At 60.2% G+C, this 12,785-nt stretch carries 10 protein-coding genes and 1 pseudogene; 3 read left to right on the forward strand and 8 right to left on the reverse strand.

All coding sequences use genetic code 11. The annotated features are described in order from the left end of the window. Positions 1-327 precede the first annotated feature (327 nt). The 8 genes from AXZ77_RS11470 to AXZ77_RS11505 form a co-directional block, all read right to left on the reverse strand. Complete coding sequence (locus AXZ77_RS11470) at positions 328-1,206, reverse strand: polysaccharide deacetylase (RefSeq protein WP_075777467.1); 879 nt, start codon at positions 1,204-1,206, stop codon at positions 328-330. Between the two features lie 19 nt (positions 1,207-1,225). Next, a complete protein-coding gene (locus tag AXZ77_RS11475; protein ID WP_098411257.1) occupies positions 1,226-2,293 on the reverse strand; it encodes an ABC transporter ATP-binding protein in 1,068 nt (355 codons plus the stop codon). Positions 2,294-2,367: 74 nt separating this feature from the next. Next, the gene (locus AXZ77_RS11480; RefSeq protein ID WP_075777465.1) at positions 2,368-3,585 is read right to left on the reverse strand and encodes a PotD/PotF family extracellular solute-binding protein; all 1,218 of its coding nucleotides are present in this window, start codon (positions 3,583-3,585) and stop codon (positions 2,368-2,370) included. A gap of 32 nt (positions 3,586-3,617) precedes the next feature. Beyond that, on the reverse strand, positions 3,618-4,370 hold the full coding sequence (locus AXZ77_RS11485) for an SDR family NAD(P)-dependent oxidoreductase (RefSeq protein WP_088726393.1): 753 nt from the start codon (positions 4,368-4,370) through the stop codon (positions 3,618-3,620). Between the two features lie 8 nt (positions 4,371-4,378). Continuing rightward, positions 4,379-5,107, reverse strand: coding sequence for an SDR family NAD(P)-dependent oxidoreductase (locus tag AXZ77_RS11490; protein WP_098411258.1), 729 nt, complete (start codon positions 5,105-5,107; stop codon positions 4,379-4,381). Further along, a complete protein-coding gene (locus tag AXZ77_RS11495; RefSeq protein ID WP_075777462.1) occupies positions 5,104-5,949 on the reverse strand; it encodes an ABC transporter permease in 846 nt (281 codons plus the stop codon). The genes AXZ77_RS11490 and AXZ77_RS11495 overlap by 4 nt, the downstream gene beginning before the upstream one ends. A 2-nt stretch (positions 5,950-5,951) precedes the next feature. Beyond that, complete coding sequence (locus AXZ77_RS11500) at positions 5,952-6,884, reverse strand: ABC transporter permease (RefSeq protein ID WP_176536030.1); 933 nt, start codon at positions 6,882-6,884, stop codon at positions 5,952-5,954. After that, entirely contained in the window at positions 6,884-7,954 is a 1,071-nt protein-coding gene (locus AXZ77_RS11505; RefSeq protein ID WP_255266483.1) for an ABC transporter ATP-binding protein, read from the reverse strand. Before AXZ77_RS11505 ends, AXZ77_RS11500 begins: the two co-directional genes overlap by 1 nt. 297 nt (positions 7,955-8,251) lie before the next feature. Between AXZ77_RS11505 and AXZ77_RS11510 the strand changes: the two genes are divergently transcribed. The 3 genes and pseudogenes from AXZ77_RS11510 to AXZ77_RS11520 all read left to right on the forward strand — a co-directional run bounded on the left by AXZ77_RS11510 (position 8,252) and on the right by AXZ77_RS11520 (position 12,266). Beyond that, a complete protein-coding gene (locus tag AXZ77_RS11510) occupies positions 8,252-9,250 on the forward strand; it encodes a GntR family transcriptional regulator (protein WP_176536031.1) in 999 nt (332 codons plus the stop codon). Between the two features lie 585 nt (positions 9,251-9,835). Next, positions 9,836-11,027, forward strand: a pseudogene (locus AXZ77_RS11515) (IS3 family transposase). Between the two features lie 240 nt (positions 11,028-11,267). Continuing rightward, positions 11,268-12,266 carry a tyrosine-type recombinase/integrase gene (locus AXZ77_RS11520; RefSeq protein ID WP_098411261.1) on the forward strand — a complete coding sequence of 333 codons (999 nt, stop codon included), beginning with the start codon at positions 11,268-11,270 and terminating at the stop codon, positions 12,264-12,266. Positions 12,267-12,785 lie beyond the last annotated feature (519 nt).

Here is a 12,785-nt window from a genome sequence, read left to right on the forward strand (position 1 = left end):
TCGGCCTCGGGCCAGAGGTGAGAGAAGGATTCGAAGACCGAGGATGCTCCGGTGGCATTCGAAACGACGTATGACGTGCCTTGCCACTCAGCCAGCTTTACCCTACGGCAGGACAACACGCGATTGGCCGCCGCGACCCGCCGCGCGCTTTCGACCCGCCGCGAGCGGCGGTCGGTGTTGCGGGTGAAGACGCCTGGACGGTCCACCGCATGGGTCCAGTGGTCGTCGCACCCCAGTATTCCGCATAGCGAGCACATGATCGGTTCTGCCTTTGTTGTTTGTGAGGGGCCGCCCGATCGAGGGCGACCCGATGATTGATCCGCGTGATCAGCCTCGCGGGAAGCGCTTGTCGTAGTCGTCCGCCATTTCATTCATCGTAACGAAGCGCACGCCTTCGTGCGACTTAATGTGCGCAATCAAGCGCTCGAGCATCATCAGCACCTGCGGACGGCCCGAAACGTCGGGGTGGATAGTGATCGGGAAGACCGCGTAATCCATATTCCGGTAAACCCAATCAAACTGGTCGCGCCACATCTGCTCAATGTCGCGCGGGTTCACGAAACCATGGCTGTTGGGCGACTTCTTGATGAACATCATCGGCGGCAGATCGTCGAGATACCAGTTCGCCGGGATCTCAATGAGGTCGGTCTCCTCGCCGCGTACCAGCGGCTTCATCCAGTCCTCGGGCTTGGCGGAATAGTCAATTTTCGTCCACTTGTCGCCAACGCGCACCCGGTAGGGAGTGAAATCGTTGTGCATCAGCGAGTGGTCGTACTTAATACCCTTTTTGAGTAGCAGCTCGTTCGTGACGTTGGAAAACTCCCACCACGGGGCGACGTAGCCGGTGGGGCGCTTACCCGAGATTTTGGTGACCAGTTCAATCCCCTTATCGAGCACCGCCTCTTCCTGCTCTCGCGTCATCGCGATCGGGTTTTCATGACTATAGCCATGAATCCCAATTTCGTGGCCACGCTTTGCGACATCGTGCATCTGCTCGGGGAAGGTTTCGGCGGAGTGGCCCGGAATGAACCAAGTGGTTTTCAGTCCGGTTTTGTCGAAGAGGTCGAGAAGCCGCGGCGAGCCGACCTCGCCTGCGAAAAGACCGCGCGAGATGTCGTCGGGGCTGTCCTCCCCGCCATACGAGCCAAGCCAGCCCGCAACCGCGTCCACGTCGATGCCGAAGCCGACCAGAATATCCTTTGCCATGTTTAGTCTCCTTGTTGGATCAGTTATGGATCAGCGTGACCGACGTGGGGTCGATCCCCAAGGTCACGGGTGAACCGGGCGAATAGCTGTGCGCCTCAAGCGCGCCGACATGGGTTTCCGCGTCAATCTCGCGACCGTCGCTGAGCTTGACCCTGAGATAGCCGATGGAGCCGACGAGCTGCTTGGCGGTCACGGTGCCTTCAAGCCTGATCTCGCCGGGCGTATTACGCAGGCCGAGGTTAAAGGCTTCAGCGGGGATCACCGCAAGGTTGGCGCCGGCTGCGCCGACTCCCGAAATAGGGCCATATGGCGTTTCAATCAGCCGCAATCCTTTGTCGCCGCCCTGCGCGGGCTTGCCTTCGATGATCGTGTTCGAGCCGATGAATTCGGCCACGAAGGGCGTCGCCGGGCGCGTGTAAAGCTCTTTCGGCGCCGAGATTTGCTCGACCACGCCGTTCGACATGACCACGACGCGATCTGACAGGCCCAGTGCTTCCGATTGCGCGTGGGTTACAAAGACGAAGGTGATCCCCAGATCGCGCTGAAGCAATTTCAGCTCGTTCTGGATGATGCGCCGCAGGTTGGCGTCCAGCGCCCCTAACGGTTCGTCGAGCAGCAGGATCTCTGGTTCGACCACAAGGCCGCGGGCCAGCGCAATTCGCTGGCGCTGCCCGCCGGAAAGCTTGTCGGCCTTGCGGTCCGCGAATTCGGTCAGATCGAACATGTCGAGGATTCGATCAACCTTGCGATCCTTCTCGGACTTCGGCATGCCCTTGATGTCCAGCCCGAAGGCGATGTTCTGGCGAACCGTCATGTGCGGGAACAGCGCGTAGTTTTGGAAAATCATGGATGTCGGGCGCTTTTCCGGCGGCGTGTGCGAGATGTTCTGCCCCATGATGAAGATTTCGCCGTTCGTGATCTCCTCGAAGCCGGCAATCATCCGCAAAGTGGTAGACTTTCCGCAGCCCGATGGCCCAAGGAAGGCCACGAATTCACCCTTCTCGACCTTGAGGTCGAAATCCGACACGGCGACCGTGCCGTCGGGGTAGGTCTTGCCGACCGATTTAAGTTCAAGATCGTAGAGCATTTCCACCTTGCCTCGGGTATTGGTTCATAGTGCGCCGGGCGCACAGCCGATCCGCTGCACGCCCGGGCCTTGGATCAGGCGTTAAGGAACTCGTCCCAGCGCTGGATCAGGTGGTCATACTCATCGGGCCACTGATGCCAGTAGGCGACGTTCGCAGCACGCTCTTCAAGCGATCCGCCATCACGCAGGTCGCCAGGGTTGATGCCGCGCTCCGGTTCACCTTCCCACGGCTGTCCCTCATACCAAAACGCGTATTTCTTCGGATCCATCACCTTTTTGATGTTGGTCGAAGGCGAATAGTAGCCCTGCTCAGTCACGGTGATGCCTGGTTCACCGGACAGCCAGAAATTCGCATAGGCGATCACCGCTTCGCGGTTCGGCGTGCCCTTGAGCATCGACGGGCCGATAGCCCAGGCGCGATAGCCCTCTTTCGGACGCGCATATTTGGCGGGCTTGCCCTGCGCCTTGACAGCCATGACTGCGGGCTGCCAAGCGTCACACACAACCATCTCGCCCGAGGCCATGAGGTTCACCAGCTCACCGAAATCCCCCCAAAGCGCACGGAATTGACCACCTTTTTTCTTTGAGATCAGGAACTTGGTCGCTTCGTCGATGTCCGAGACGCTGGGATTGCCCGGGTTTTCAACCTCCAGCATCCCCAAGGAATTCATAGCAAGGATGGCTTGCCCAAATGCGATCAGCGGGTCGACGTTGAGGCCCGATTTACCCCGCCACTTGTCGTCGAAGATCGCGGTCCAGGTATTGGCTTCCTCGTCCGTCAGAACATCGGGGTTATAGCCGATGGAGTCGTAGTTGTAGACCGCTGGAACCATGTAAAGTTCGGTCTGCGCATCATCCGCCCAAATCTGCCCGACGATCTGGGACCGCCGTTCCCATTTGGGGTTCACCTTAGTGAAGGTGTCGCGGATGTTGGCCCAGTTCGGAACCGCCGAAACTGGAATGGTCTCGACATTGTCAGTAGCGATCAGCGCGGGCAGACGCTCGGCGATGATTTCCCAGGTGTCGAAGTCCGACGCGCCCGAAAGAATCTTGGTCTGCGAATCCGGGAAGGTCGCCGGTGTGCCGGAGACCGAGCCGACGCCGCTTGCTTTCTGGAATTTCTCGAGGATGCGATCCTGCACCGTGGTCGAAAGGCCGGTCGTTCGAAGTGCCTGATTAGACAAATCCTGTGCCTGAGCCCAGCGGGTCCATGGGTGCATACCCGACCCCAGCGCTGCCGCGCCGAGCGCGGCGGTGCCTTTCATGAAGGTCCGACGGTTCGTTGACGTCATGATTAAAACTCCCTGATTTAGTTGGTTAGTATTCAGTAGCGGCCCGGCAATAAGCCGCCATCAACCGCAATCACCTGCCCTGTCAGGTAGGAGGCTTCGGAAGATGCAAGAAAACCGATGACGCTCGCGATTTCTTCTGGTTCGCCCAATCTGCCCATCGGAATGTAGGGCGACGCGATCTCATCCGCGTTCGGCCCAAGACTGTTCTTTTCGCTCAGAAGCTGAGCGGTGCGCGTATAGCCAGGCGCAACGCCGTTCACCCGGATACCACGCTTGGCGATCTCCACGGCCAGGCCCCGCACAAGCCCTACGACCCCGGCCTTCGCGGAGGAGTAGTGGACATGCTCGTCCCAGCCATACGCCACGCCCATAATGGAGCTGAGACAGATGATGGCGCCTCCCTCCTTCATTACCGGCAATGAAGGGCGGATGACCCGCAACATGCCCTTCAGATCAATGTCGAAGGTCATATCCCACTTCTCGTCAGTCATCTCGGCGATTGGGACGCGGTGGGCGATCCCCGCATTCGCCACGATCACGTCGATGCGACCATGGCGCTCGGCAACATCCGCCACGAGAGCATCCGCGGCCGCGGTATCGCGCACGTCAAGCGGCATGAATTCGGCGCTACCGCCAGCGTTGACGATTTCCGCGGCGGTAGCCGCGCCCTCGTCGGTCAGCACGTCGGTGACGACGACGTGATCACCCTGCGCGGCAAATTTCTTGGCGGAGGCTCGGCCGATCCCGATCCCAGCGCCCGTCAAAATTACAACTCTTCTGTCCATATCGTCCCTCACAGCATCACGTCCCCAGAATTCGGCCCCAGCGTCTGACCCACGAATAGTGCGGCATCATCCGAACAAAGAAAGGACACCACGCCACCGATCTCCGCGGGCTCGCCGAACCGTCCCAGTGGGAGCTCGGCCCGCTTGGCGCTTTTCCAGTCTTCCGACAGCCCCTCGACCAGTGGCGTATTAATTGGACCAGGCGCGATAGCATTAACCCGCACCCCCCGCGCCGACACTTCGCGCGCCAGAGATTTCGTCATTCCGATGATCGCGGCCTTAGCGCCCGAATAATGGGCCAGCTCCACACCGCCGATCTGTCCGAGCTGGGACGCCACGTTGACGATGATCCCCTCGCCGGCCTCGAGCATTGCAGGCAGGGCGGCACGGGTCACCAGATAGGTTCCGCGGACATGCACCGCGAACATGCGGTCGAACTCAGCTGGCAGAATATCGACGAACGGCGCCTGATGCCCGAACCCCGCATTGTTCACTACGATGCCCGGCGCTCCCATTTCCTTCCTCACGCGGTGCATCATCGCATCGACCGCGGCCTCGTCGCTGACATCGGCTGCAAAGGCATTCGCTTGGCCGCCTGCGGCCCGGATTCCGGCGGTCACCTTTTCGGCGGCCTCAAGGTGAAGGTCGTTAACGGCGACCCGGTAGCCGTCGCGCGCCAGCCGTTCAGCAATCGCCGCGCCGATGCCGGAGCCGGCGCCTGTCACCAAGGCAATCATGCTTCCTCCTGGCCGGCAAAGCGGCTTTTCGAACGCGCAGTAAAGCGTTTCATCAGCAGACCGTAGATCACCAGCAGAGTGAAACTGAACAGCGTAGTTAGCACGCCGAACGCGAACACATTGGGGTAAATCTCGACGGAGAAGGTGCCATAGATCGAAAGCGGCAGCGTCAGATCGGCACCGGCGGTAAACAGCGTGCGAGAAAACTCGTCATAGCTTAGCGTGAAGCTAAACAGCATGGCCGAGAGCACCCCAGGAAAGATCAGCGGGAATGTCACGCGCCGGAAAGTCTGCGCCGGGCTGACGCCGAGCGAGAGCGAAGCTTCCTCGACCGATCGGTCGAAGCGGTTGAAGATGGCGAGCATCACGAGGAATGCGAAGGGAAAGGTATAGACAACATGCAGCACGAAAGAGGTGCTCCACCAAGCCCTGCCGATGTCCAGGAAGTTCGACAGTAGCGCCACTCCAAGCCCAACCAAAACACCCGGGACCATCATGCCCAAGATGATAAGGTAGAAGATCGGCCCGGCCCCCTTGAAACGGGTGCGGAAGGCTTCTGCGCTCATCGTACCCAAAGTGACCGACACGACCGTAGTCATGAAAGCCAGCACCAGCGACCGCACCAGGCTCGCGCCCACCGGAAGTTGCGACACGCGTGAGGTTTCGGCCAGGCCGAGAAGATGCTTGTACCAGTAGATCGACCACTCTTGGATCGGGAACTGGGGGCCCCCGCCCTCTCCCTGGAAACTAAGAATGGCAAGGATGATCATCGGCCCGTAAAGGAACAGCAGGAACAGAGCGGTGTAGAGAACCAGCACGGGGCGGAGCAGACGGACTTCCACGATTACATCTCCTTCCGGAGGTCAACGACGCGCAAGGCGAGCGCAATGACCGCAGTGATGATGATTGTCAGCACCACGCCTGCGACGGCGGCGAAGGCCCATTTGAGCGATCCGACTTGGCTGACGATGATGTTGCCCAGAAGATTGACCTTCCGACCCGACAGGGATGCTGCGGTAGCGAACTCACCCAAGACCATGACCGAAACGAAGATCGTGCCCACGATCACGCCTGGAAGGGACAGGGGTAGAACGATGCGCCGGAAGATCGTCCCGAATGACGCGCCAAGATCGCGCGCGGCCTCGATCACCGACTCGTCTATGCGGGCTATCATGAACGTGATCGGACCGACCATGAACACGCAGTAGATCTGCGTCATGCCCACGATGACCGAGAACTCCGAGAAGAGCAGGAAGCTCAGAGGCTCGGATATGATGCCGAGCTTCATCAGAATGATGTTGATCGCCCCTTCTGTGCCGAGCATAGGGCGCCACGCGATCACGCGGATCAGAAACGATGTCCAGAAGGGGATCACGCATGCCACCAGAAGGGCTGTCTGAAGCGTCCTGTTCTTGACGAAGAGACCGATGAAAAGCGCGACCGGGTAGCCCACGATCAGCGTCGCGAGAAGCACGATGACCCAGACCCTGAGCGTAGTGCCGATTGCTGTCAGATAGGTGGAAGAACTCAGGAAACGTTCCCAGCTTGCGGTGGTCAGCTCGGGCTTCACCGCGAAGGTGGTCTGCGTCCAGAAGGACACGTAGATCACCATCCCCAGCGGCAGCAGCATGAAAAGCAGCATCCAAAGCACGCCGGGGGTCAAAAGCAGGAAGGCCCGGCGCCGATCCTTGGTCTCTCGCATGACGGCGGGACTGACGGCTGACGCATCAGTGCCGGAGACTGGCGTGCGAAGCGTTTCTTTGCTGGTCGTTTTCATCAAGCGGCTCCCTTGAACAGCACCGCAGAGTCCGGCGAGAAGAACAGCGCGTAGCTCTTGCCCTCCTCGAGCTGCGGCAGGCGTGGATCGCTCAGGTGGTCCACCACCTGGATCAGTTCCCCGTCGGGTGTGCGGAAGAACGAAAGCGCCGTGGGACCGTTGAACTCACCGGTCACATAGGTCGCTTCGAAGTGATCATGTCCCAGCGGAACGTCTGACGGCGCGCAAACACCGATATCGTCGAACCGGACGGCCAGTTGAACCGGCGTGTCGTCGGCCACCTTCTCGCCGATCGGCAGTAGCCCGACCGAGGTGCGCAGGGCGCCGTTTTCCACCACGCCCGACAGTAGATTCCAAGCATTGAGGTGGCGTGCCGAGGCCGGATTTTTCGGCTGCGTGAAAAGCGAGCGGGAATTATCGACCTGTGCGATCCGGCCCTCGGCCAGAACTGCAACCGTGTCCCCCATGGTCAACGCTTCGGTCTCGGAACCGGTGACGTGAAGAAAACTGACCTTCAGCCGCTCCCGGATGGCTCGCAGTTCATCGCACATGCGCGCTCGGAGATTGGCATCCAGCGCGCCGAGCGGCTCGTCGAGCAGTACGATCTGCGGCTCTGTCACAAGTGTGCGGGCTAAGGCGACGCGCTGACGCTGGCCACCCGAAATTTCACCGACGCCGCGATGGCCAAAATCCTCGAGCCCGACCAGCTCCAGCGCATGCTGGGTTCTTTCCCGAATCTCGGCCTCGTTCTCGAGCCGGCCGACCTCGCGGTAGCGCAAGCCGAAGGCGACGTTCTCCGCCACGGAAAGATGGGAAAACAGTGCGAAGTTTTGGAAAACGAACCCAATGTCGCGAAGGTGCGGTGGCTTGCCGTCGAGCCGCTCACCATTGAGCAGCAACTCACCGCGATTGGGCTCCTCGAATCCAGCGATGAGGCGCAACAACGTGGTCTTGCCCGCTCCCGACGCGCCCAGCAACGACAGATAGGTGTCGTCCGGAACGCTCAGATCAAGGCCGTCCAGGGCCACTACATCCCCGTAAAGCCTGGTGACGCCATTTAGCTCAAGCAACTGCCCCTCCTGCGTTAATCGCTCTTTGCATGCAAACACCATTTTTTCACCCATGCAAGAAAAATTTGATTTGTGTATGCAAGATGCATTTATCTTGCGCATTAGCTGATGAAACATGCCATAAGGTGCTTAATCGAATGGCAACACACGCATGACCCCCGCTTTTTTCAGACACAAAAGACGCGGGAGGCACTTGATTGCAGCGTCGTTTGCATACAATATTCAAACCTTGACCGGTGAAAAACGCGCTATGCTGGCGTCCTGAACACTATGCAGCGGCAGTGGGAGAACGATTCGATGACCCGGAAGGCGACCCTCGTGCGCGCGTCCGAGCCGCACCCGTCAACACTTTTCGAAGCGGCCGCCGACCTGATCCGCGCGAATATCTCACACGGCAAACTCGCGCCCGGCGTCGTGCTTCAGGAAAGCGCATTGGCTGAACGGCTGTCGATGTCGCGCGCAACTGTGAAGCGCTCCCTGGCACTTTTGGCGGAGGAGGGACTAATTCGGCGCTTCTCGGGCCGTGGATACCTTGTCGCAGGGTCGGACGAAACGCCCCGCCGACTCGATTTGCGCACTGTCGAATTGGACCTCGAATTACTTGACCAATCCGTCGGCCAGCCGAACTGGCAACGCATTCAGGACGTCGTGGAAAAGGAGCTTTCGCGCTGTCTTGTGTTCGGCCGCTACCGCGTGGTGGAGGCCCTTCTGGCACAGGAGTTCGATGTGAGCCGAACCGTGGTGCGAGATGTCCTTTCCCGCCTCCAGGAACGCGGCCTGGTCGAGAAAAGCGCAAGTTCCCGCTGGGTGGTGGAGCCGCTGACGGCCCAGCGGATCAAGAACAAGTTTGAACTCTGCATGATCCTGGAGGTCGCCGCTCTTCAATCCTCCGAGGTGGACGCCGAAGCGCTGGCGCAATTGGCGGACGAGATCAGGGCACTGCCGCAGGATGACCCGGTCAAACCGCGGACGTGGTTCGACCTGGATCATCGGTTCTTCCAGCTGGCAATCCTGTCTACCCCGAACCGCGACCTGGCGCATTACGTCAACAGAAACCGCAGCGGCCTTTGGGCGTTGCGCAGCGTGCTGTTCTCTATCGGTCTGCCGCCGGACCGGCAATCGCTGATGGAGTTGTGCATGGTAATCGACCTGCTGCGCGCGGGGACCACCACCGCGGCTGCCAGCATGCTTTCGACGCATCTGGAAAACGCTCTGCGCCGAACCATTGCGCAGCTCAAGATCGTCTCGGTGATAAACCCGCCTGTAGATTTCGCACCCTATCTTGTTCCGACCTAAGGGGCTGCGCCCGCGCGACAGGGCACCGCCATGCGCGATGCCGCGCCAGAGTCGGAGGGCGCGCACTGCGCCGCGCGCGGCTCCCCTATCGCAAGCCTCGAAAAGCTTGACCGCATCAACCAGAGGCGACATCAAGAAAGCACGCTCAGTGGCGACGTCTCGCGGTGACCGGATATCCGGAACAGCTGACCGGATGTTGTCGGAATGCCCGACCGGATGCATCGGTGTGCGCACTCCCCATTTTAGGGTAATCGGCATCCATGTCTGGAAGCAGACTAAGGCTCAATATTGCGTGTCGTTTGACAGCCATCGCGTGGATGGGTTTCGGCGGAACGATCACTTCCATCAATAGCTCTCACGATTTGGCGGCCGATGAAGCGACTTGGGCGTGAGGTTGCAACCTTGTACCCCATCTCGGCAAGGTCGACCGTCGCCTTTAGACTCCCAGCGATGGCGATACCCATCCCTTCTTCTATCGCCTCTTCTGTGCTGTGAGCTACTCCCCGTCTCTTGGACAGGATCTGACCTGCCACGGGATTTTTCCTCCACCATCGATTAGAGTCCGACCCAACTTGAGGACGGACAATGAAGCGAATGAGATTCACGGACGAGCAGATCATCGGCATCCTGGCCGAACACGAGGCAGGCGCGAAGTGCGCGGACCTGTGCCGCAAGCACGGCATGTCGGAAGGGACCTTCTATAACTGGAAGGCGAAGTTCGGCGGCATGACAGTGCCGGAGGCAAAGCGGCTGAAGACGCTCGAAGACGAGAACGCCAAGCTGAAGAAGCTGCTGGCCGAGCAGATGCTGGACTTGGCGGCGATGAAGGAACTGGTTTCAAAAAAGTGGTGACGCCTGCCGTGAAGCGCGAGGCGGTCGCGCATCTGAGGTCCCTGCTCGGGCTCTCGGAACGGCGGGCGTGCCGGATTGCTGGGGCGGATCGCAAGATGGTCCGCTATCAGGCGCAGCGAGCTTCGGATACGGAGCTGCGTGGCCGTCTGCGCGAGCTGGCCAACGAACGCAGACGGTTCGGCTATCGGCGGCTCTTCGTGCCGGCTCGCGCCGCGAGGGCGAGCCATCCGGGATCAACCGGATCTATCGGCTCTACCGCGAAGAAGGCCTGACGGTGCGCAAAAGGAAGGCCAGGCGTAAGGCGGTCGGAACACGGGCCCCGATCTTGGTCGCGGCGCGTCCCAATGCCCGTTGGTCGCTGGATTTCGTCCACGACCAGTTCGCCAGCGGCCAGCGCTTCCGAGTGCTCAACGTGGTCGACGATGTTACCCGGGAGTGCCTCGCCGCCATCCCGGACACTTCGATTTCGGGGCGCCGGGTGGCGCGCGAACTGACGGCTTTGATCGAGCGCCGCGGCAAGCCGGGAATGATCGTCAGCGACAACGGCACAGAACTGACCTCGAATGCCATCCTGCGGTGGTGTTCCGAGCACCGGATCGAATGGCACTACATCGCGCCGGGCAAGCCGATGCAGAACGGTTTCGTGGAGAGTTTCAACGGCCGGATGCGCGACGAGCTACTCAACGAGACCATGTTTCGTAACCTGGTTCATGCGCGCGTCGTGATCGCCGCTTGGGCTGCCGACTACAACACCGAGCGTCCGCATTCGGCCCTGGACTACCAGACCCCGGCTGACTACGCGCGGGCCCTAACCACCGCAATCGCCCGCCCCGCTACGCGAGATGATAACTCCGCGCGTCGGGCGATTGCTCAACCTGCGCCGATCGGCGTAAACACCAACCGGGCTCCGGTCGTGGCTGGATGAAAGACCCGTGGCAGGTCACCCGCTCCCAACTTTCTTCTTCGTGCCCGAGCGAAGTAGCCAACCTCCTCTTAGCAGAACCGAGAAGGCTGGGCATGTCACCACGACGCCCAGGGTCGCTAAGGACGATATGGAGGGCACAAACGCTTGGCAAATCCGTGGACACCAGTCTGGCACGAAAAACACGCAACCTGGGCCATCGACTTTCGCGTCGGGTCACGTCGCATCCGCCGAAGACTCCCGGTGCGCGACAAGTCCCAACGCAAGATCGCCGAGAAGCTGGCAGAGAAAATCTATCAATCGGCTTGGCAGAACGAGCTACAGGCGGAAAAAGGGCCGAGGAAGACATCCTTCGTCAAAGCAGCCGAGCTATACGAAGCAGGCGGCGGGGAAGCCCGGTTTCTGCCTAAACTCAAGCGCTTTTTTGGCCACGACACCTTCATCGAGGACATCGACGAAGTTCGCATCATGGAAGCTGCGGCGGCTCTATACCCCGAAGCGCGACCCGATACGATCCGACGTCAGGTTCGTGTGCCTGTTCGCTCGATACAGAATTTCGTCGCCGGGAAGCGTCGACAGAAGTCGACCGATACGCGGAGAGTTCGATGGCTAAGCCCGGAAGAGGCGGAAAGGATGCTCGAGGCTGCCAGCGCCCCTCACGTGATCGGTTTGCGTGATCCCCGACGCGAGACCCTGCGCAAGATCGCCTTCATGCTCGGCACCGGTGCGGGACCCGGAGAGACGATGGCGCTCGATGGAAAAGGTTGGAACCCCGCCACACGGGAGTGGTGGCTGCCGGGCACCAAGACGACGTTTAGACCGCGCTTTGTCTTCTTGCCGCAGCGCGCGCTTGAGCTTGTCGGCGAGATACCGGCCAGCGGACCGGCCTTCCCTGCTCCGAATGGCTACCCCTACAAACTTCATGCAAACCGGGGAGCGCAGATGGCGGTCGCCTTCGGGAAGGTGCGCGATGCGGCCGGTTTAGGCACAGACGTCGTCCCCTACACGCTTCGCCATACTTGGGCGACCTGGTTTTACGCTCAAACCAAGGACTGGGCCGCTTTGCTCGATTATGGTGGTTGGGGGCGCTCAGACACCGCAAATCGTTACAGGAAGATCGCGCCAAAAGACCTGGCGAACCAGCTTCTTGCCTATGGTTGGGACTTTCGGCCCGAGGAAAGTGAGCCGGTTCGTTTCGGAGAGCTGGTATCGGTTCGGTTTCGCCCGGAAGAACCGGACTGATCTTCGCCTTGTGCTCTACAACCGCGTTAGGCTCAAATTCTTCATGAAGCGAAGCACATAATTGCTCCCCGCCTTGGCCGCCCGGTTTGTCGAGGGCAGCATGCCTGGGGATCGCTTTCTGAACAGAGTGGGCGGTCTGCGTCTGGAGCGGCTCCCCGACCTCACCGGTAACGACGAGCGAGATGGACGACCTTTTCGCCCGGGCTTCACCCTTTCCCCAGGACCGATGCGAACCATTTCATCAATGCAGCTATCAAAATCACCCTCAAGATGCGCCGGACGGCTGACAATTTTTTTCTTTGTGAAGGCCTCGGCCGGTCGGTGGGTTTCAGGGCGTGACGCGTCTTTACCAGCTCGCCACAGGGCCGCTGCAGAGCGGCTCCTCGTCGCGGCGATTAGGAGAACTTTTTTCTTCGTCTCGCGACCTGTTGGCCAACCTCCATATTGAGAGACGAAAAGCAGCCCTTCAGCTCAGGGCCAGACCAAGAAAGGCATCCAGACACGAGTGACCGGACAGGC

Source organism: Thioclava sp. ES.031 (assembly GCF_002563775.1).
Classification (GTDB): domain Bacteria; phylum Pseudomonadota; class Alphaproteobacteria; order Rhodobacterales; family Rhodobacteraceae; genus Thioclava.